4 protein-coding genes and 2 pseudogenes are annotated in these 22,406 nt (G+C 75.8%); all 6 read right to left on the reverse strand.

The features are described 5' to 3' along the window. Nucleotides 1-14: 14 nt before the first annotated feature. A pseudogene (locus IEZ08_RS40780) lies at nucleotides 15-1,325 on the reverse strand (amino acid adenylation domain-containing protein); the annotation flags it as partial. An 18-nt stretch (nucleotides 1,326-1,343) separates the two neighbouring features. Beyond that, a pseudogene (locus IEZ08_RS40785) lies at nucleotides 1,344-2,723 on the reverse strand (condensation domain-containing protein); the annotation flags it as partial. Then, entirely contained in the window at nucleotides 2,720-12,637 is a 9,918-nt protein-coding gene (locus IEZ08_RS20335; protein ID WP_189242685.1) for a non-ribosomal peptide synthetase, read from the reverse strand. The pseudogene IEZ08_RS40785 and the gene IEZ08_RS20335, both read right to left, overlap by 4 nt. Continuing rightward, nucleotides 12,627-19,043 carry a non-ribosomal peptide synthetase gene (locus tag IEZ08_RS20340; RefSeq protein WP_189242686.1) on the reverse strand — a complete coding sequence of 2,139 codons (6,417 nt, stop codon included), beginning with the start codon at nucleotides 19,041-19,043 and terminating at the stop codon, nucleotides 12,627-12,629. The genes IEZ08_RS20335 and IEZ08_RS20340 overlap by 11 nt, the downstream gene beginning before the upstream one ends. Further along, nucleotides 19,040-19,852 carry a thioesterase II family protein gene (locus IEZ08_RS20345; protein WP_068924286.1) on the reverse strand — a complete coding sequence of 271 codons (813 nt, stop codon included), beginning with the start codon at nucleotides 19,850-19,852 and terminating at the stop codon, nucleotides 19,040-19,042. Before IEZ08_RS20345 ends, IEZ08_RS20340 begins: the two co-directional genes overlap by 4 nt. Beyond that, a partial coding sequence (locus tag IEZ08_RS20350; protein WP_189242687.1) for a non-ribosomal peptide synthetase occupies nucleotides 19,845-22,406 on the reverse strand: 2,562 nt, incomplete at its 5' end. The genes IEZ08_RS20350 and IEZ08_RS20345, both read right to left, overlap by 8 nt.

Genomic DNA, 22,406 nt, shown 5'->3' on the forward strand with positions numbered 1-22,406 from the left:
ATCTCGCCCGGCTCGATGCGGTAGCCGCGGATCTTGACCTGGTCGTCGATCCGGCCGCGGAACTCCAGCACTCCGCCGCGGAGCACGGCGAGGTCGCCCGTCCGGTAGAGGCGTCCGCCGCCGGGCGCGGGCACGAAGCGTTCGGCGGTCAGCCCGGGGCTGCCCAGGTAGCCGCGGGCGAGGTACGGCCCGGCGATGCACAGTTCGCCCTCGATCCCCGGAGGGACCGGCTGCAGTTCCTCGTCCACGACGTGGGCGACGACCCCGGGGATCGGCGTCCCCACCGGGACGACGCCGTCGGCCGGATCCGGGGGGTGGTCCACGGGGTGGCGCAGGCAGCCGACGGTCGCCTCGGTCGGACCGTACTCGTTCACGATCGGCGTGCTCGCGTCGAGCTCCCGCCACGACCGCACGTGCGCGTACGGCAGCGCCTGGCCGCCCGCGACGAGCAGCCCGGCCAGCCGCGCGGCGTCGGCGGGACCGAGCTGGTGGCAGAGCAGCTCCAGATGGGAGGGGGTGAGGTCGATGAAGGCGTGCGGCGCGGTGTCGGCGAGCGCCCGGCCGAGGGCGGCCAGGTCGAGGTCGTCGGGCAGCATCGTGACCCGCCTGCCGGTGACGAGCGGCGGATACAGCGCCGGCACCGAGATGTCGAAGGCGACCGACAGGAACAGCGGCACGCCGCCCTCGCCCCGCAGGTAGGCCGCCGCGTGCTCGGTGTACCCGGCGAGCGACCCGTGGCTGACCATGACCCCCTTGGGCCGTCCGGTCGAACCGGACGTGTAGATCACGTACGCGAGGGAGTCGGGGTCGAGCGGCTTCCGGCCACCGGTGACCGGATCCCCGGCGCCGGTCTCCGGCCCGGGGCCCGCCACCGGACCCGTTTCCGTACCCGTTTCCGCGCCCGCCTCCGTACCCGCCACGATGCCGGGCATCGAGACGACGTCCAGGCCGGGCGTGCCGGTGAGGTCGTCGGTGACCGGCTCGACCAGGACGACGGCCGCGCCCGCGTCGGCGAGCATCAGCTTCCGGCGCTCGACCGGGAAGGCCGGATCGAGCGGCACGTACGCGGCCCCCGCCTTCCAGCAGCCGAGCATGGCGGGCAGCAGGTGCTCGTGCCGGAGCAGGTTGACGCCGACGACGGTCTCCGGCCCGGCCCCGCGCCCGCGCAGCACGCGGGCGACCCGCTCGGCGCGGGCGTTCAGTTCGGCGTACGTGGTCGTGCCGCCGCTGAAGGCGACGGCGGTGGCGGCCGGTGTCGCGCGGACTCGGGCCTCGAAGCCGTCGAGCACGAGCGGCGCGTCCGGCGCGGGCCGTCCCTCGACCACACTGGCCTCGTCGAAGACGTCCGCCAGGGCGACCTTCGTCGCGGGGTCGGCCGCGACGAGTTCGAGCAGGCGGACGTAGCGGGCGGCCATCCCGGCGACGGTCGTGCGGTCGAGGATCTGGGTGGCGAACTCCAGGCGGCCGAGCAGCGTCCCGTCGGCCGCGTCCTCCACGTAACCGCTGAGGTCGAACTTGGCGACCGGCGAGTCCGGCACGACCTGGGTGGCGGCCAGCTCGTCCAGGCCGACCCGGAGCGAGTCGTCGGTCTGGGAGCCGAACATGACGTCGAACAGGGGCATCCTGGACGGGTCGCGTTCGGGCTGCAGTTCCTCCACGAGCTGCTCGAACGGCAGGTCCTGGTTGTCGAGCGCGCCCAGCACCGCCGTCCTGGTCAGGCCGACGAGCGTGTGGAAGTCGGCGTCCGGCCGCCAGGCCGTACGGATGACGAGGGTGTTGACGAGGAAGCCGACCATCCGGTCGACTTCGGGCCGCGTGCGCCCGCACACGACCGTGCCGACGACCACGTCGCGGGTGCCGCAGTAACGGCCGATCAGCGCCTGGAAGGCGGCCAGCAGCACCATGTACAGGGTGGCGTCGTGCTCCTCGGCGATCACCCGGAGGCGTCCGGCGACGTCGGCCCGGACCCGGAACGGGACCGTGCCGCCGGTGCCGCCGCGCATCGGCGGGCGCGGCCGGTCCAGCGGCAGCCGCAGCCGGGGCAGGCCGTCGAGCCGGTCCCGCCAGTAGCCGAGGATCTGCTCGCGCAGCTCGCCGGTGAGCCGCTCGCGCTGCCAGACGGCGTAGTCGGCGTACTGGACGGGCAGCTCGGGCAGGTCGGCGGGGACCCCGGCCGCGAGGGCGGTGTAGACGGTGCCGAACTCCTCCCCCAGGACACCGTTGGACCAGGCGTCGCAGGCGATGTGGTGCAGCACGACGACGAGCAGGTGGTCGCCCGCGGGGAGGCGGGCCAGCCGGACGCGCACCGGCCACTCCCGGTCGAGCGCGAACGGCGCCCCGGACGCCTCCTCCGCCCACCGCAGGGCGGCGTCCTCGGTCAGCTCGCGGAACTCGAAGTCGATCGCGCCGGTGTCGTCGATGACCTGCATCGGCTCGTCGCCGACCATGACGTACCGGGTCCGGAGGGCCTCGTGCCGGTCGACGAGGGCCTGCCACGCGCCGCGCACCAGCTCGGGGTCGAGTGACGGCGGCATCCGCATCACCGTGGGCACCAGGTACTCGCCGCCGTCGGGGTCGAGCCGCTCCAGCACCCACAGCCTGCGCTGCCCGAACGACAGCGGCAGCGGGCCGCCGCGCGGCACGCGCGGGATCGTCGTCCGGCGTCCCGAGCGGATGCCGGCGAGTCTGGCCTGGACCAGCTCCTCACGGAGGATGTCTGTCATGAGGACCTGCCTCTCTGCCGCCGCGCCTCGTCCGCGACCTCGGTGTCGGTGAGCCCGGCGACCTCCGCGCGGATCGCCTCCTCAACCGTGCGGGCGAGCCCGGCGACGGTGGGATGTTCGAACACGGTCCGGAACGTCAGTTCCACCTCGAAGACCTCCTGCAGCCTGGCCAGCAGCCGGACCGCGAGAATGGAGTGGCCGCCGAGCCGGAAGAAGTCGTCGTGCACCCCGAACTCGTCGGTGCCGAGCAGTTCGGCCCAGATCTCGGCGAGCAGGCGCTCCGCGGCGGTGACCGGGGGCGTGCGGACCGCGGCGGCGGCCGGCGCCGGCAACGCCCCCTTGTCGACCTTCCCGTTGGCGGTCAGCGGGACTGCCTCGATCATCACCACCCGCCAGGGCACGAGCTGCCCCGGCAGCCTCTCCCGCAGCCATCCGATCAGCTCGTCCTCGTCCACCGCCGGCCCGCCCGCCTCCGCCGCCGGTACGGCGTAGCCCACGAGGCGGCCGTCGGCGGGGACGACGACGGCCTCGGCCACGGCCGGGTGGGCGGCCAGGGCGGCGGCGACCTCGCCGGGCTCCACGCGGTGACCGCGGATCTTCACCTGGTCGTCGATCCGGCCGAGCAGGTCCAGGTCGCCGGAGTCCAGGACGCGGCCGAGGTCGCCGCTGCGGTACATGCGCGACCCGGGCGGGCCGAAGGGGTCCGGGACGAAGCGCTCGGCGGTCGGTCCCGGCCTGCCCCGGTAACCGCGGGCGACCCCCGCGCCACCGATCATGACCTCGCCCGGTGTGCCTGCCGGGCAGGGGTCGAGCCAGGGATCGAGGACGTACACGGCCGCTCCCGCGATCGTCCGCCCGGCCGGGACGCGCGGTTGCGCGGCCGTCCCGCCGTCCGTCCCGCCGTCCGGCGCCCGGGAGGACGCCGTCCGGCCGGCTGCGTCCCGGGAGCGGGGGTCCCCGCCCCCGGCGACGTGGGCGGTGCAGGCGACGGTCGTCTCGGTCGGGCCGTACTCGTTGACGATCCGGGCCCGCCCGTCCGCGTCCGCCCAGCGCGCGGCGAGCGGTGCCCGCAGGGTCTCGCCGCCGACCACCAGGTGCACCGCCTCCGGAACCGCGCCCGGGCGGGAGGAGAGCATCGCCTCCAGATGTCCCGGCGTCATCTTCACGAACCCGTACGGTCCCGACTGCGCCAGCAGCCGTCCGAGCCCGGCCAGGTCGAGGTCGGGCGGGAGGACGCACACCCGCCCTCCGGCCACGAGCGGCGCGAACAGCGCGGTGACCGCCATGTCGTAGGCCACCGACGAGAACACCGCCGACCCGCGGGCCGCGTCGTAGCGCCGCGCCGCGTCCCGCAGGTAGGCCCCCAGCGCCCGGTGCGGCACCTCCACCCCCTTCGGCGTCCCGGTCGAGCCCGACGTGTAGATCACATAGGCGACGGAGTCGGGATCGACGGCGACCGGCTCGGCCTCCGCCGCGTCCGCGCAGTCGGCCGGGGTGAGGACGGTGACGCCGGGCGGGTCGTCCGCGCCGGAGTCGGTGAGCAGGACGCGGCATCCGGCGTCGGCCAGGAGCGCGGCCCGGCGCAGCGCGGGCCAGCCGGGTTCGAGCGGGAGGTAGGCCGCCCCCGCGTACCAGACGCCGAGGAGCACGGCCGGCAGCCCGGGGCCGCGTTCGACGCACACGCCGACGACGTCCTCCGGCCCGGCCCCCGCCTCTCGCAGCCGCGCGGCGACCCGCCGGGCGGCCCGGTCGAGCTCGCCGTAGGTGAGGCGTCCGGTGACCGGTCCGGCCGCCGGGCCTGACAGGGCCACGGCGTCGGGGGTCCGGCGGGCGTGCGCGGCGATCGCCTCCGGAACGGAGGCCCGGGGATCGTCCGGGAGCGCGTCCGCGGAGGCCGCCGGTCCGGCGGCGAGCACCGCGGGCGTCTGCGCCGGGACCGCGAGCCGGGAGAGCGGAGCGGCCGGGTCGGCGGCGATCTCCTCCAGCAGTCCCAGGAACCTGCCGGTCAGCCGCTCGATCGTCCCCCGGTCGAAGATCGCGGTGCCGTACTCGAAGATCCCGGTCAGCGCGTCGCCGTACTCGTCGAGGTGCAGGCTCAGATCGAACTTGGCGACCTCGCCGTCCAGCACGACGGGTGCGGCGGAGAGGGACGGCCCGGACCCGGGGCCGCCTCCACCGGGGGAGGCCCACAGCGCGCGGGTGGAGGCGTGGTCGAGGGCGTACATGACCTCGAACAGGGGGGTGCGGGACAGGTCGCGCTCGGGGGACAGCTCCTCCACGAGGGTCTCGAAGGGCACGTCCTGGTGGGACAGCGCCTCGGTGACCGTCCGGCGGGCGGACTCCAGGACGTCGGTGAAGGCCGGGTCGCCGCGCAGGTCGCCGCGGAGGACGAGGGTGTTGACGGTACAGCCGACGAGGTTCGCCAGGCCGGGGTGGTCACGCCCGGCGACGGGGGTTCCGAGCGGGATGTCGCGGGCGCCGGTGTGCCGGGCGAGCAGCACCTGGAAGGCGGCCAGCAACGTGACGAACATCGTCGTCCCGTGCTCGCGGGCGATCCCGCGCAGGGCCGCGGCCGTACGGCCGGGCACCGCGAACGGGACGGCGTCGCCCGCCCAGTCACGCGTCCCGGGCCGCGGCCGGTCCCCGGTGAGCGGCAGCGGTTCCATCCCCGCCAGCCGCTCGCGCCAGTAGGCGAGCGACTCCTCCCGGACGCGGCCGTCCTGCCAGGCGGCGTAGTCGGCGTACTGGAGCGGCTCGGGCAGGCCGTCTGCGGAGCCGCCCGCGGCCAGGGCGGCGAACTCGGCCTCCAGCAGCCGGGCGGACCAGCCGTCGCAGGCGATGTGGTGGAGGACGGCGACCATCAGGTGGTCGTCCTCGGCGATCCGGATCAGCCGCACCCGCAGCGGCCACTCCCGGGCCAGGTCGAACGGCCGTCGCGCGGCCTCCGTCGCGGCGGGCGGCCACCCCTCCTCCCCGGACGGTCCCTCGACGAGGTCGAACGCGATCGGGCCGGGCGGATCGACGACCTGGCGGGGCTCGCCGCCGACGACCGTGTAGCGGGTGCGGAGGATCTCGTGGCGCTCGGTGATCCGCTGCCACGCGTCGCGCACGCCCTCCGGCCGGAGCGGGCCGCGGAGCCGGACCGCGATGGGGACGAGGTACTCGGGACTGGCCGGGTTGAGCCGGTCGAGGAACCACAGCCGGCGCTGGGCGGCCGACAGCGGGAGCGGGCCGTCGCGGCGGACGGCCGGGACGGGGCCGGGCTCGGCGTCGTCGGCGGTCACCCCGTCCACCAGGCGGGCGATGCCCTCGACGGTCGGCCGGTCGAAGACCTCGCGCATCGACAGCACGACCCCGAAGACCTCGCGCAGCCGCGCGACCATCCGGACGACCATGATCGAATGGCCGCCGAGCGTGAAGAAGTCGTCGGTGACGCCGGGCTCGGTGCCGAGCATGGCCGCCCACACCTCGGCGATCCGCCGCTCGGTCCGCGTCCTCGGCGGCACGCGCACCCGCCCCGCCGCGGAGCCCGGATCGGGCAGCGCGCCGCGGTCGACCTTGCCGTTGGCGTTCAGCGGGATCGCCGGAACCGGTACGGCGTGCGCGGGCACGAGGTGGCCGGGCAGCCGCTCCCGGCACCAGCCCAGCAGGTCGGTGTCCGCGCCGTCACCGGCCACCGGCACCCAGTACGCGACGAGCTGCTCGTCGCGGGCCAGGACGAGGGCCTCGTGGACGGCCGGGTGACCGGTCAGGACGGCCTGGATCTCGCCCGGTTCGATCCGGTAGCCACGGATTTTGATCTGGTCGTCGGCCCGGCCGAGGAAGTCGACGTCACCGCTCTCGCGCACGGACGCGAGGTCGCCCGTGCGGTAGAGGCGGGCGCCCGGCCGGCCGTACGGGTCCGGGACGAACCGCTCGGCGGTGCGGGCGGGCATCGCGTTGTAGCCCCTGGCCACCCCGGCGCCGCCGATGTAGATCTCTCCGACGACCCCGGCGGGGACGGGTTCGAGCTGCCGGTCCAGGACGTACATCGTGGTGTTCGGGATCGGCACGCCGATGGGCACGATGTCGCCGTCGACCGGGCCGTCGATGGCGTAGGTGCTGTTGGCGACGGAGATCTCGGTGGGGCCGTACTCGTTGAGCGCCCGGACGCCGCCGCCCACCGCGAGCAGGCGGTCGAGGATCCCGGCCGGGAACGCGTCCGCGCCGATCGCGAGCAGTTCGGCCAGCCCGGCGGCGCGGCCGGGGTCGAGCTGGTGGACGAGCAGCTCGACGTGCCCGGGGGTGAGCTTGATGAAGCTGTAGGGGCCGCCGTCTGCGAGCAGGCGGCCCAGCTCGTCCGGCTCGGGCCGCGGCGGCAGCAGGTGGACGCGCTGCCCGATCATGAGCGGCGTGAAGATGTTGGGCACCACCATGTCGAACGCGATCGACGAGAAGAGCGGAGCCCCGCCGCACCCGTGCGCCGCGTAGCGTTCGACGGCCCACCACAGGTAGTTGGCCAGGCCCCGGTGTCCGACCAGCACGCCCTTCGGGCGGCCGGTCGACCCGGAGGTGTACATGATGTAGGCCAGCCCGTCGAGGTCGGCGGCCCCGGGCGGCCGGCTCACCGGCCGGTCCGCCCACATGCCGGGGGTGACGACCGGGCCGGCGTGGACCTCGCGGATCCGGCCCGCGTACGCGGGGTCGGCGACGACGACCAGCGCGCCGGCGTCGGCCAGGACGCCTCCCCAGCGCTCGGCCGGGTACGCCGGCTCCAGCGGCGTGTACGCCGCCCGCGCCTTCCACACACCCAGCAGCGCCGGGAGCAGGTCGGGCCCGCGGTCCATGCAGACCCCGACGACGGTCTCCGGTCCGGCCCCCCGCCCGCGCAGCTCCCACGCGACCTGGTTGGCGCGGGCGTCGAGCTCGGCGTAGGTGAGCGCGCCGCCGTCCCAGGTCGTGACCGCGACCGCGTCCGGCAGCAGCCTGGCGGTCTCCTCGAACACGTCCAGCGCGGTCACCGGCGGCCGGGGCAGCTCGGGCGGGCCCTGCAGCAGCCGCTCGCGCTCGCCGGGGGCGAGACGGGCGGCCAGCGCGTCGCCGTACGGGTCGGCGGCCATGGCGTCGAGGACCGCGCGGTACCGCTCGGCCAGTCGTCCGGCCTGCTCCTCGGACAGGACCTCCGGCCGCGAGGTGAGTGTCAGCAGCCCGCCGAGCACGGTGACCGACAGCGGGAACTCGTTCGGGCTGATGTCCACGCTGTCGGGCAGGTCGACCAGCTCGGTGTCGACCACGGTGAAGTCGAGGTAGTTGAAATAGACCTCGACGAGCTGCCGCCCGCCGGCCAGCTCCCGTTGCACGGCGGGCAGCGGGAAGCGGCGATGCGGCCACATCCGGGTCTCGGCGGCGAAGACGTCGCGGACGAGGTCGCGCCAGGTGCTCGCGCGCTGCTCGTGCGGGAACGGCACGGTGTTGATGAACATGCCCAGCACGCGGTCGGCGCCGAGCACCTCGGGCCGGGTGTCGCAGACGAGCCCGGTGTGGAAGGCGCGCTCGTGGGTCAGCCCCGACATGACCTTCAGATGGGCGGCGAGCAGCACGCTCTTCAGCGGCGTCCCGGCCTCCGCCGCCAGCCGCCGCAGCCCCGCGTCCTGGTCGAACAGCGGGATCCGGATCCCGTACGGTTCCCGCCCGCCCCGCGGGTCCTTCCAGGCCGCGGGCAGGGTGAGCTTCGCGTGGCCGGTGACCACGTCCCTCCAGTACGCCGAGGAGCCCTCGTCCGCGAGGGTCTCCAACTCGGCGGCGACGAAGTCCGCGTACCGGATCGGCGGCGGGTCGGGGGCGGGCGGGATCTCACCGTCGCGGATCGCGCGGTAGCAGGTCAGCAGTTCCATGAGCAGCGAGTGGTAGCTCCAGCCTTCGAGGATCGCGTGGCACTCGGTGAGCGAGAGCCGCCAGGTGCGCTCCCCGGTCCGGTGCGCCGACAGCCTCAGCAGCGGCGGGACGGTCAGGTCGAACAGCGACTCCCGCTCCTCCGCGAGGAACGCCTCCAGCGCGCCCGCGCCCGGGGACGCCCCCGTCCCGGCGACCGCCGTGCCGCCGGACCCGGGTTCACGCAGGTCACCGATGCTCACGGGCATGACGGCCGTGGCGTGGACGAGCTGGAGGGGCCGGTCGTGGGTGGTGAGGTCGATGGAGGTGCGCAGGATCTCGTGCCGGTCGACGACGACCGCCGCGGCCTCGCGGAGGGCGTCGGCGTCCAGGGGCGCGTCGTCGGTGATGCTGAAGCTGGTGACGTTGTGGTAGTTGCCGCGGCCGGTGTCGGCGAGCATCTCGTACACCATCCCGGCCTGGACCCGGGAGAGCGGGTAGGCGTCGACCAGGCCGTCCGGCAGCGCGGCGCGCTCGGCGGGGTCGAGCAGCGCGAACGGCGCGACGGCGGTGTACGGCGCGGCCGTCAGCCGGGTGGCCGCGCGTGCCGCGAGCGCCGCGATCGTCCGGTCTTCGAACACGTCCCGCACGGCGACGTCGAAGCCCTCGGCCCGCAACGCGCCGACCAGCGCGACCGCGCGGATCGAGTCACCGCCCAGGTCGAAGAAGTCGTCGCGGACGCCGATCGGGGCGTGCCCGAGCATGCGCTCCCAGACGCCGGTCATCCGCCGCTCGGCGGCCGTCGAGGGGGGCGTGTGCCCGCGGCCGGGGCCGCCGTCCGGCCGCGGCAGGGCCGCGGCGTCCAGTTTGCCGGTGGGTGTGAGCGGCAGCCCGGCCACCGCGACGACCGCCGACGGGACCATGTGGGGCGGCAGCAGCCCGCGCAGGAAGTCGCGCAGTCCGTCCTCCCAGCCGGGCACGACCTGCGTGTCCGGCGCGGGGACCGCGTAGGCGACGAGCCTGCGGTGCCCGGGGACGTCCTCGCGGGCGATGACGGCCGCGTCCGCCACGGCGGCGTGACCGACGAGCGCCGCGCGCACCTCGCCCGGCTCGATCCGATATCCCCGGATCTTCACCTGCTGGTCGGCCCGCCCGAGGAACTCCAGTTCCCCGGAGGCCGTCCACCGGCCGAGATCTCCCGAGCGGTAGAGGCGCCCTCCCCCCGCCCCGTACGGATCGGGCACGAACCGCTCGGCGGTGAGCGCGGGCCTGCCGAGGTAGCCCCGGGCGACCCCGGCGCCGCCGACGTACAGCTCGCCGACGACCCCGGCGGGCGCGAGGTCCCCGAACACGTCCACCACGTAGGTCCGCATGTCGGCCAGCGGCCGCCCGATCGGGCTGCCGCCGGTCGCTCCGGGCACCGCCGGCCGGGCCGCTCCCGGGTGCGTTCCGGCCGTCCCCCCCGGCTCGTCCCGCCGCCGGGTTCCGGACACCTCGCCCCGTGTGACGTGGACGGTCGTCTCGGTGATCCCGTACATGTTGACCAGCTCGACGCCGGGCCAGTCCGGCAGCCCGGCCGCGTCGAGACGCTCACCCCCGAAGACGACCATGCGCAGCGCGGCGGGCGGCACCGGGACGGCGGCGGCGAATCCGGCGAAGGCCGTCGGCGTCTGGTTGAGGATCGTGACCCCTTCGGCCGCCACGAGCGCGGCGAGCGCGTCCGGGTCCCGCGCGGTCTCGTGCGGCACGACCACCAGCCGTCCGCCGTGTCCGAGCGCCCCCCACATCTCCCAGACGGAGAAGTCGAACGCGGGCGAGTGGCACATCGCCCACACGTCGCCCGGCCCGAATCCGAACCGCCCCTGATCCACCGTGATCAACCGTCCGAGGTTCCGGTGGCTGACCGCCACCCCCTTGGGCCGTCCCGTGGATCCCGACGTGTAGATCACATACGCGAGCCTCCCGATGGGGGCCCCGGCCCGGACGGAGCCGTCCGGGGAGGCGCCGGCCGGGACCGGAGCGGGTGCGCCGGCTTCGATGTCGGCATCGGCATCGGCATCGGTGATCATGATCGCCGGACCGGGAACGGCGCCGGCGTGCCGCGGCTCGGTGACGGTCAGCCCGATTCCCGCGTCGGCGACGACGTAGGCGAGCCGCTCGGCGGGATGGGAGGGGTCGAGCGGCACGTACGCCGCGCCCGCCTTCGCCACGCCGAGCAGCGCGACCAGGAGTCCCGTCCCGCGGTCCAGGCACACGCCCACCCTCGACTCCGGCCCGGCCCCCGACGCCCGCAGCCGCCGTGCGAGGCGGCCGGCCCGGGCGTCCAGCTCGCCGTAGGTCAGCCGCCCGTCCCCCGCCACGACGGCGACCCTCCCCGGCTCGGCCCGCGCCCGCCTCTCGAAGCGCGCGACGACATCGCCACCGCCACCGCCACCGCCACCGTCGGCATCGGCGTCGGCGTCGGCGTCGGCACGGGACGCGCGGGCGTCCTCGGCGGCGCCCGCCTCCCCGGGGTCCATCGGCGTGCTGCCGGTGCTCCAGGCCAGCAGAGTGGCGCGCTCGGCGGGGTCGAGCACGGACAGGTCGGCGACCGCGGCCTCGGGATCCGCGGCGATCGCGGTCAGCAGGCGCACGAAGCGCGCCGCCATCGTCTCGACGGTGGCGGCGTCGAACAGGTCGGTGGCGTATTCCACGGCGCCGACGAGCGACCCGTCACCCCGCCGCCGCACGGTGAGCTGGAGATCGAACTTGGCGGTGACCGAAACCACCGGCACGTCCTCGGCCGCCGCGCCGGAAGCCGCCGCCCGCGAGACCGCCGTGCCGGAGCCCCCGGCCGCGGGCGCCGCCGCCTCCGGGGCCCCGGTCCCGGCGGCCGGGGCGGTGCGCGGGTCCTCCTCGTAGGCGAAGACATGCTGGAAGAGGGGGTTGCGGGTGAGATCGCGATCGGGATGGAGGGCGGCGGCCAGACGCTCGAAGGGGACGTCCTGGTGGGCGAACGCCTCCAGCGCGGTCCGGCGCGCCCGGTCGACGAGGTCGCCGAAGGTCGGGTCCCCGGCCAGGTTCAGCCGCATGACCAGCATGTTCACGAAGAAGCCGACGACACCGTCCAGCTCGGGCCCGGGCCGCCCGGCCACCGGGGTGCCGACCGCGACGTCGGACCGCCCGCCGTACCGGCCGAGCAGCAGGCAGAACGCCGCCAGCAGGGTCATGTACGGCGTCGCGCCCCGGCTCCGGCCGCAGGCGACGAGCGCGTCGGCGGTCTCGGCGGGGACGCCGAAGACGGTCATCGCACCGCCGGTTCCCCGGGTGGCGGGCCGCGGCCGGTCGGTGGGGAGCTCGATGGGCGTCAGGTCGGCGAGCCGGGTCCGCCAGTGGTCCAGCTCCGGTCCCGCGACCGGCCGCCCCGCCTGCCAGGCTGCGAAGTCGGCGTACTGGATGCGCGGCGGCGCGGGCAGTTCGGCGCCGTCGTAGAGGGCGGCCAGCTCCCGCCGGATGATCTCCAGCGAGAGCCCGTCGCACACGATGTGGTGGACGGTGAGGACCAGCACATGGTCGCCGGGCGCCACCCGGATCAGCGACGCCCGCCAGACCGGCCCGGCCGCCAGGTCGAACGGCCGCCACACCTCCTCGGCGACGGCGCGCCGGAGGGCCTCGGCCGTACCCGCCGCCTCGTCTGCGCCGGTCTCCTCCGGCCGCGGGAGGGCCACGACGGGGAGCCGGGCGGCGGCGGGAGGGTCGATCACCTGATGGGGCTCGCCGTCGCCGCAGACGAAGCGGGTGCGCAGGGACTCGTGCCTGGCGGCCAGCTCGGACAGGCAGTCGCGCAGGCGCGCCGGATCGACCGTGCCGCCGAACCTCAGCACGAGCGGCACGACGTACGCCGTGCCGCCCGGGTCCAGCCGGTCCAGGAACCACAGCCGCCGCTGGCCGGGCGAGAGGGGAAGCGGGCGGGACCGGTCGGCGGCCGGCAGCCGGCCGCCCTGTCCGCGCGCCCCGGCGAGCCGCCGCTCCAGCAGCTCCCGCCGCATCGCCGCCGACCTGTCATGCGTCGTGTCATGTGTCACGGCGGCCTCCCCCGGCGAGCAGGTTCTCGACTTCGGCATCCGTCAGCCCGGCTATCTGCGCGGCCAGTGCGGTCTCCACGGCGACGGCCAGGGCCGCCACCGTGGTCGCCTCGAAGAAGATGCGCAGGGGCAGGTCGACGTCGAACTCCTCGGCCAGGCGGTGCTGGGCCCGCACGGCCAGCAGGGAGTGGCCGCCCAGGGCGAAGAAGTCCTGGTGGGCACCGGGGTCGACGCCCAGGAGCTCGGCCCAGACCGCGGCGATGCGCCGTTCGGCGGCCCCCTCGGGCGGGCGGTCGTCCTCGGCGGGCGCGGGGCCGGGAACGGGCAGGGCCGCCCGGTCGAGTTTCCCGTTCCGGCCGGTCGGCAGGTGGTCGAGGCGGACCCAGGTAGCGGGCACCAGGGCGGCGGGCAGGCGGCGCGCGCAGTGCGCGGTGAGGTCGCCGTCGCGCGGCGGCTCCCCGGCGGCGACGTAGTAGCCGACCAGCCGCTCGCCGACGACCGTCACCACGGCCTCCCTGACCGCCGGGAACGTGGCCGCGACGGCGGCGATCTCGCCCGGCTCGATCCGCACGCCCCGGAGTTTCACCTGGTCGTCGGCGCGGCCGAGGAATTCGAGCGTGCCCGCGCCATTCCAGCGCGCGAGGTCGCCGGTCCGGTAGAGGCGCTCCCCCGGCCGGTCGGGGTCGGGCACGAACCGGTCGGCGGTCAGGCCCGGCCGGTTCACATAGCCGCGCGCGGTCCCGATCCCGCCCGCCAGGAGCCGGCCGGGCACGCCGATGGGCGCGCGCTGTCCGGCGTCGTCGAGCACGAGCACGCGCATGTTGTCGATGGGCCCGCCGATCGGCACGGGGTCGGCCTGGGCCGGTTCCACCTCGTGGAAGGTGACGTCGACGGACAGTTCGGTCGGGCCGTACAGATTGTGCAGGCGGGAGCGGCCGGCGGCGGCGCGGAACGCGCGGACGACGGCGGCGGTGAGCGTCTCACCGCTGCAGAACACCTCCCGCACCGAGCCGGGGAAGCGCGGCACGACCGCGAGGAACGCCTCCAGCATCGACGGCACGAAGTGCAGGTGGCTCACCTGTTCGCGGTCGGCCAGCTCGGCCAGCGCGCGGGCGTCGCGGTGCGCCCCGGGCGGCGCCACGACGAGCGTGGCACCGGCCGCCAGCGGCCAGAAGAACTCCCAGACGGACACGTCGAACGTGTACGGCGTCTTCTGCAGCACCCGGTCCCCCGGGCGCAGCCCGTACTGCCGCTGCATCCACCGCACACGGTTGACGATCCCGGCGTGCTCGATCATCACGCCCTTGGGGGTGCCGGTGGATCCGGACGTGTAGATCACATAAGCGAGATCCCCCGGCCCCGCGCCGGTCGTGTCCCGCGCCCCGGCCGGTCGCCCGGGGGGAGCGCCGGGCGGGAGGGGGAACGGGGATCCGGGAGGGACGGACGGCGGCACGACCGGGACGACCGACGGGAACCGGTCGGAGAGGTCGGTGACCACGACGGCGGCGTCGGTGTCGGCGACCAGCCAGGCGAGCCGCTCCCTGGGATCGTCCGGGTCGAGCGGCAGGTAGGCGGCCCCCGCCCCGAGGGTCGCCAGCAGCGCGGTGACGAGTTCCGGCCCGCGCTCCAGGCAGATCCCGACGACGTCTCCGCGGCCCACCCCGGCCGCCCGCAGCCGCTCCGTCAGTCTTCCGGCCCGCTCGGCGAGCTCCCGGTACGTCAGGCTCACCTCGCCCTCGGCGGGACTGCGCCCGACCACGGCGACCGCCTCCGGTGCGGCGGCGGCCCGGGCGGACACCAGCCCGTGCAGCGATCCCGCCGTGAACCCGGCCGCCTCCCCGCCCCCGCCGGCGGCACCCCTCCCGGCGCCGGTCTCGTAGGCGGCGAGCGCCGCGCGCTCCTCCTCGCCGAGGAGGGGGACGCCGGAGATCGGGCCCTCGTGGGTGGCCAGGGCGAGGAGAAGACGGGTGAAGCGGGTGGCGAAGCGTTCGACGGTCCCGGAGTCGAAGAGGGCGCTCGCGTACTCGAAACGGCACGACAGGGTGCCGTCACGGCCCAGGCGGGCCATCAGGGTGAGGTCGGCCTTGGCCGTGCGCCACGCGGAGAGTCCTTCACCGCCGGTGTCGGCGCGCCCCTCGGCGCCGCCCGTCTGAAGGTCGAACAGCACGTCGACGATCGGGTTGCGGGACATGTCGCGCGCCGGGCGGATCTCGTCGACGAGCAGCTCGAACGGCAGGTCGCGGTGGGCGAAGGCGGACAGCGCCGTCACCCGCACCCGGTCGAGCAGGTCGTCGAACGTCGGGTCGCCGGTCAGGTCGGCGCGCAGGACGAGGGTGTTGACGAAGAACCCCACGATGTCGTCGAGCTCGGGCCGGTCGCGCCCGTCCACGGGCACGCCCACCGGCAGGTCGGTCCGCCCGGTGTGCCGGGCGAGGAACACGCAGTACGCCGCGAACAGCGTCATGAACGCCGTCGCGCCCGCCCGGCGGCCCCGCTCGAGCAGTCCGGTGACGGGCACCTCGAAGGCGAGCATCGCCCCGCGGGGGTCCCGGATCCCGGGCCGCGGCCGGTCGGCGGGCAGGTCGAGCGGCGTCACCCCGTCGAGCCGCCGTGTCCAGAAGTCCAGCAGCCGGTCACGGTGCTCCCCGGTGAGCGCGCGCCGCTGCCACGCGGCGAAGTCCGGGTATCCCCGTTCCGGGGCGGGCCCGGGACCGTCCGCGAGGGACCGGGCGAGTATGTCGAGGGAGCGGGCGTCGCAGGCGATGTGGTGGACGGTGACGACCAGCAGGTCGTCGCCCCCGGGGACCCTGATGAGCAGGGCCCGCCACACCGGGCCGCGCTCCAGGTCGAAGCCGCGGCCGAGCTCGGCGGCGAGCAGGTCGGCGACCTCGGCGGAGGAGGCGGCGGCGGTCTCGTCCAGCGGCACCGCGGGCTCGTCGTCGACGACTCCGTAGGGTTCGCCCGCGCCCGGCGCGTAGCGGGTCCGCAGCACATCGTGGACGCGTGCGAGCTCCCGCAGCCGGTCGTGGATCTCCTCGCGTCCCCCGCGCACGGGCAGGACCAGCGGGACCGTGTACTCGGCGGACCCGGGACGGAGCCGGTCGAGGAACCACAGGCGGCGCTGCCCGAACGACAGCGGCATCCGGCCCGCGCGGGGGATCCGCACGAGCGGCGGAGGCTCGTCGCGGGCGGGCCCGTCCACGTAGCGCGCCTGGTCCTCGACGGTCGTGCGGGTGAACAGCTCGGGCAGCGGGACGGTGCGGCCGGTCGCCTCCGTGAGCCGCGCGGCCAGCCGGGCGACGAGCAGCGAGTGGCCGCCGAGCCGGAAGAAGTCGTCCTCGGCGACGACGTGACCCGGGTCGAGCCCGAGCAGCTCCGCCCAGACGCGGGCGACCGTCCGTTCGGTCGCGGTGCGCGGCGGCGTCCGCGAGCCGTTGCCCGCGGGCAGGGGCAGCGCTGCCAGCGCCTGCCGGTCGACCTTCCCGCTGGTCGTCCGCGGGAGCTCGGGCACCTCGACGACGACCGCCGGGACCATCGCCTCGGGCAGCCGTTCCCGGGCCGTCTCCCGCAGCCGCTCCGGGAGGGCCGGTCCGTGACCGGGATGCGTCGTCACATGCGCGACCAGCTGGACCCCGCCCGACGGCGTGCGGCGCGGGGTGACGACGGCGGCGCGGACGGCGGGATGCGCGGTGAGGGCGGCCTCGACCTCCGCCGGTTCCACCCGGACCCCGTTGACTTTGATCTGATGGTCGGTGCGCCCCAGGAACTGCAGGACGCCCGGTTCGGTCCAGCGGCCCGCGTCGCCCGTGCGGTAGAGGCGCGACCCCGGCGGCCCGTACGGGTCCGGGACGAAGCGCTCAGCCGTCAGGCCGGGGCGGCCCAGGTAACCGCGGGCGACACCGGCCCCGCCCGCGAGGATCTCACCGGCCACGCCCGTGGGGACGCGCCGCCCGCCGGAGAGCACCCGGACGTGCAGGCCTCCGATCGGCCGCCCGATCGGGATCGGGCCCGTCTCCCGGCCGACCTCGTGGAAGGTCACGTCGATCGAGCATTCGGTCGGGCCGTAGGTGTTGACGATCCGGGCCGCGCTCAGCGCGCGGACGCGGGCGCACAGGTCTGCGTGGAGCGGCTCTCCCGCGCAGAACAGCAGTCGCAGTGCGCGGCAGCGCTCCCAGCCCGGCTCCTCGACGAGCAGCCGCAGCAGCGCGGGCACCACCTGGAGCACGGTGACGTCGTGGTCCCCGGCCGCCGCGACGAGCGCGGCGGGGTCGCGTTCGGCGCCGTCGGGGGCGAGGGCGACGGTGCCGCCGCTGACGAGCGGCGCGAAGAACTCCCAGCCCGCCGCGTCGAAGGTCAGCGGCGTCTTCTGCAGCACCCGGTCGCCGGGGTGGAAGCCGTGCTCGGACACCGTCCACAGGACGCGGTTGGCGATGCCGCGGTGAGTGATCACAACCCCTTTGGGCCGGCCGGTGGACCCGGAGGTGTAGATGACGTACGCCGCCCGGTCGGGATCGGCGGGCACCGGTTCGAACACGCCGGGCGGGCCGGCCTCGTCGGCGTACACCAGCCGCAGGCCCTCCGGCGGCAGCGCGGCGGCGAGATCGGGGGTGGTCACGACGACCTCGATGCCGCAGTCGCCGAGCACCGCCTCCAGCCGGTCGCGCGGATGCCCCGGGTCGAGCGGCACGTACGCGCCGCCGGCCTTCCACACCCCGAGCAGCGCGGCGGGCATCGCCGGCGAACGGCGCAGGAAAACGCCGACGGGCGTCTCGGGGCCGACGCCCCGGTCGCGCAGGCGGCGGGCGACGGCGTCGGCGTCGGCGTCGAGTTCCGCATACGTCCGGGACCGTCCGCCGTGGGCGACCGCGACCGCGACCGCGTCCGGCGTCCGCCTGACCTGGTCGGCGACCAGCTCGTGCAGCGACCGGGCGGCGCCGCCGTACTCGCGGGAGGCGTCGTGCGCGGGGAGGGCGCCCTGCTCGTAGGAGGCGAGACGGCGGTCCTCGGCGGGACCGGTCATCGGCACCCGGCCGATCGGTCTTCCCGGTTCGGCGGCCAGACCGGCCAGGAGCGTGCGGAAGTGACTGCTCATCCGGTCCACGGTGGCGGCGTCGAACAGATCGGTCGCGTACTCGAAGGTGAGCCGGACCGTGCCGGACTCCTCGATCATGTGCAGGGTCAGGTCGAGCGGGGAGCCGCGATGGGTGAAGTCGAGCGGCAGCGACCGTCCGATCGGCGGCAGCGCCCCCGCCTCGGCCGGCATGTTGTACGCCACGCGGACCAGCGGCGGCGCCGACCGGTCCGGCCGGTTCCGCCCCAGTTCCGCGGCCAGGCGCTCGAACGGCACGTCCTGGTGGCTCATCGCGCCCAGCAGCGCGTGTTTGACCCGGTCGACGACCGTGCCGAACCCGGGCTCGCCCGACAGGTCGGCGCGGACGACGATCATGTTGCTGAACATGCCGATCAGGTGGTGCAGCTCCGGTTCCGTGCGGCCGGACACGAACGCGCCGAGCGAGACGTCCGTGACCCCGGTGTAGCGGTGCAGCAGCACGCAGAACGCCGCCAGCACGGTCATGTACGGCGTCGCCCCCGCCGCGCGGCCGATCTCCCCGAGGTCGCGGACGAGGCCGGGATCCAGCACCACCTGCAGCGAGTCGCCCCGGTAGGTCGGCCGCGCGGGCCGCGGCCGGTCGGCGGGCAGTTCGAGCGGGTCGAGCCCGGCCAGCCGGTCCTTCCAGTAGTCCAGCCCGGCGTCCCGGCCCTCCGCGGCCCTGGCGCGCTGCCAGACGGCGAAGTCGGCGTATCCCACGGGGAGGTCGGGGGCGTCGAGCCCGGCCAGTTCCCGCAGGATGAGGGTGAGCGAGGTGCCGTCGACCGCGATGTGGTGGGCGGCGATCACCAGGACGTGGTCGGCCGGGCCGAGCCTGACCAGCTCGACCCGCCACAGCGGGGCCCGGTCGAGCCGGTAGGGGCGCGCCCCGGTCTCGTACGCGTGCCGGAAGGCCGTCTGCTCGGCCTGCTCCGGATCGACGCCGGTCAGGTCGACGAGCGGGATGTCGACCGGGACGGAGTCGGCGACGTTCAGGAACGGCTCGCCCCCGGCCTCGACGACCGACATGCGCATGGCGTCGTGCCGCCCGACGACGGCCGCGAGGCGGCGGCGCAGCTCGTCGAGATCGACCTCCATCGGCAGGCGGCCGGCGATGACCAGGTTGAACAGCGGCAGGTCCCCGGCCAGGCGGTCCATCAGCCAGACCCGCGCCTGCGCGTACGACAGCGGTACCGGCCCGGAGCCCATACGGCGCGGCACCCTGGGCGGGGGCGGCCCGGCGGCCCCGGCGGCGAGCCGGGCCAGCAGCCGCCGTTTGACGTCGGACAGGGGGGGCACCGCGGCCGTCTCGCTCACCGGTGCACCGCCCCCGCGTATCCCGCGCCGCCGGCCCGGCCGGCGGGCTCGGGGAAGACGGCGATGTCGGCGGTGACCCCGCGGGCGATGTCGCGGCGGTCGGCGGTGAAGAAACCGTGGTCGCCGGGGTAGACGCGGAGGGTGAAGCGACCGGTCGTGTCGGCCCGCCACGCCCGGAGCTCCTCGACGGTCACGCTGGGGTCGGCGTCGGCGCCGAACACGGTGATCGGGATCGGCAGCGGCCCGCGCGGCCCGCGCCGCCAGGTCTCCATCACCTCGTAGTCGGCGCGCACGCCCGGTTCGAACATCGCGAACAGCTCGCGGTCGGCGAGGACGGCGTCCGGGATGACGCCCAGGCCGCGCAGGTGCCGGGCGAGCAGATCGGAGGGCAGCCGGTGCACCTCGGTCGGCTCGACCAGCGCCGGGGCCGGAAACGCGCACACCGCCAGCAGTTCGGGCGGCCGCCGCCCGGCGGCGATCAGATGCGCGGCCAGTTCGTACGCGATGAGCGCGCCCGAGCAGTAGCCGAGCAGCGCGTACGGCCGGTCGAACGCGCCGTCGGGTCCGTCGGCGAGTCCGTCGGCGAGGACGGGCACGAGGTCGGTCATCCTCGTGTACGGCGGCTCGCGCAGCCGGCTCTCCCGCGCCGGGAGGCGGACGGCGCACAGATCGACGCCGGGCGGCAGGTCGTCGGCCCACTCGCGGAAGGTCGCCGCGCCTCCGCCCGCGTGCGGCAGGCAGATCAACCGGACCGCCGCGTCACCGGACGGTCGCAGCCTGGCCAGCCACGGGTTCCTCCGATCACTCATGGATACCTCCCGTGACCTGCGGAGACGTGCTCATGGCATGGACGGTCGGGTGCTCGAACAGCCAGCTCAGCGGCAGCTCGACCGAGAGCTCGGAGGCGATCTTGCCGACCAGGACGGGTGCGAGCAGGCTGTGCCCGCCGACGTCGAAGAAGTCGTCGTGCGCGCCGACCTCGCGGCCGAGCTCCTCGGCCCAGACCGCGGCGATGCGGCGCTCCAGGGCGGTCATCGGCTCACCGGCGGGGGACGGCCGCTGGTCGCGGCCCCGGCCGTCCAGGAGCAGCGCCCGGCGGTCGATCTTGCCTGTGGCGGTCCGGGGCAGCGCGTCGCGCAGGAGGATCCGCTCGGGGACCAGGTGGGCGGGCAGCCGCCGGGCGAGCGCCCGCCTCAGGTCGCCGGACACACCGGAGGCCACGACGTGCGCGGCGAGCCGTACGCCGTCATCGGACGAAGCGGCGACGACGGCGGCCTCGCGGACCCCGGGCAGTTCCTCCAGGGCGGCCTCGACCTCGCCGGGCTCCACCCGGGCGCCGCGGACCTTGACCTGGCGGTCGGCCCGGCCGAGCAGCTCGACCTGCCCGTCCGCGCGTATCCGGGCCAGGTCGCCGGTGCGGTAGAGGCGTTCGCCCGGCGTCTGCGGGTCGGGCAGGAAACGGGCGGCGGTCATGCCCGGGCGGCCGAGATAGCCCCGCGCCAGGCAGCGCCCGCCGATGTGGAGCTCACCGGGCATCCCCCGGGGGACCGGCCGGAGCCGGTCGTCGAGGACGACCGCGCGCACTCCCGCGATCGGCCGCCCGACGGGAACGCCCGCGGACATGCCCGAGGGCGGTTCCTGGACGTCCGGGCCGCCGTCCGGGCAGAGCGAGTCCCAGGCCTCCGAGGAGCCGTACAGGTTGAGCAGCGTCCGGCCCGGCAGCCGCTCGGCGAACAGCCGGGCGACGTCGCGGGTGAGCGGCTCCCCGCTGCTCACCCAGGTCGTCAGGTCCGCGAGCCGCTCCCCCAGGCCGGGCACCGTCCGCAGCAGCACGCGCAGCAGCGACGGCACCGCCAGCACCCGGGAGACGCCGTGCCGGGCCAGCTCGTCGGCGAACGCGTGCGGGTCGCGCCCGGCCTCCGGGCTGAGCACGACGGTCGTCATCCCGCCGAGCAGCGGCCCGAGCAGTTCCCAGAGGCTGTCGACGAAGCCGATCGGCGTCTTCTGGCAGGACACCTCCCCGGCCCGGAACGGCACCGCCTCCCGCATCCACAGCAGCCGGTTGACCAGGGACCGCCCGGTGATCACAACCCCCTTGGGCCGCCCGGTCGACCCCGAGGTGTAGATCACGCACGCGGCCCCGTCCGGATCGGCCGGCGTGACCTCGCCCGCGGCTGCGTCCGGGTCCGCCGCCGTGACCTCGCCCGCGGGCGGACCGGCGGCCGGGCACAGGAGGTCCACGCCTTCCGGCAGCCAGTCGGCGTCGGCGGCGATGACGACGCGCGCGCCCGCGTCGGCCGCCAGGTGGGCGCGGCGCTCGGCCGGGTGCGCCGGGTCGAGGGGAAGGTAGGCGGCGCCGGCGTACAGGACGGCGACGACCGCGACGGGCAGCGCGAGACCGGGCGTCAGGCAGACCCCGACGACGTCCTCCGGACCGGTCCCCCGCTCGCGCAGCCGTCCGGCGAGGCAGCGCGCCCGGCGGTCCAGCTCCGCGTAGGTGATCGTCCGGCCGTCCGCGCCGGCCGCGCCGGCCAGCCGGAACGCGGGCCGCCCGGGGGTCCGGGCGGCCTGCCGGGCGATCAGCCGGGCGATCGGCGCGTCCGCCTCCCCGCCCGGGCCGGGGGCCGGCCCGGTCAGGATGAGGGGGTCCGCGACCAGCGGGAGCGCGGACACGGGGCGGTCCGGGTCCGCGGTGCCCGTCCGGAGGACGCGGTCGAGTGCGGTGACGACGCCCTCGACGGTCGGCCGGTCGAACAGCTCGGTCGCGTACTCGGCGAAGCCCGTCATCGCGCCGTCGGCCTCCGGCCAGAGCTGGAAGGACAGGTCGAAGACGGCCGTCGTCGGCGGCACCGGCACCGGCTCGATCCGCACGTGCTCGTCGAGCCGTCCCGGCGCCTCCGGTGTGTTCTGCACGACGACGGCGACCTGGACGAACGGCGTGACACCGGGTGTGCGCGGCGGCGCGGTCTCCTCCACCACCCGGTCGAACGGCACGTCCTGGTGGGCCAGCGCCGACAGCGTCACCGCCCGCGATCTGGCCAGCACCTCCGCGAACCCGGGGTCGCCGGACAGGTCGGTGCGCAGCACGACCGTGTTGACGAAGAACCCGACCAGGTCCTCCAGCTCAGGTGTCGCCCGGTCGGTCGTGAACGTCCCGACCACGACGTCGGTCGTGCCGCAGTAGCGCGACAGCACCACGTTGACGCCGGCCAGCACTCCCATGAACGGCGTCGCGCCCGCGCGCCGGAACGCGGCCACCGCCTCCGGAGGGACGCGCAGCGGCACCCGGCCGGCCGTGCCGGGCCGTCGTGCCGGTCGGGGACGGTCCAACGGCAGCTCCAGCACCGCCGGAGCACCCCGCAA

This window comes from Planobispora rosea (assembly GCF_014648175.1).
Classification (GTDB): Bacteria; Actinomycetota; Actinomycetes; order Streptosporangiales; family Streptosporangiaceae; genus Planobispora; species Planobispora rosea.

Excerpts from the sequence above, each read along its gene's own strand:
- IEZ08_RS20345 (WP_068924286.1), bottom strand. The coding sequence starts at position 19,852 with ATGAGTGATCGGAGGAACCCGTGGCTGGCCAGGCTGCGACCGTCCGGT.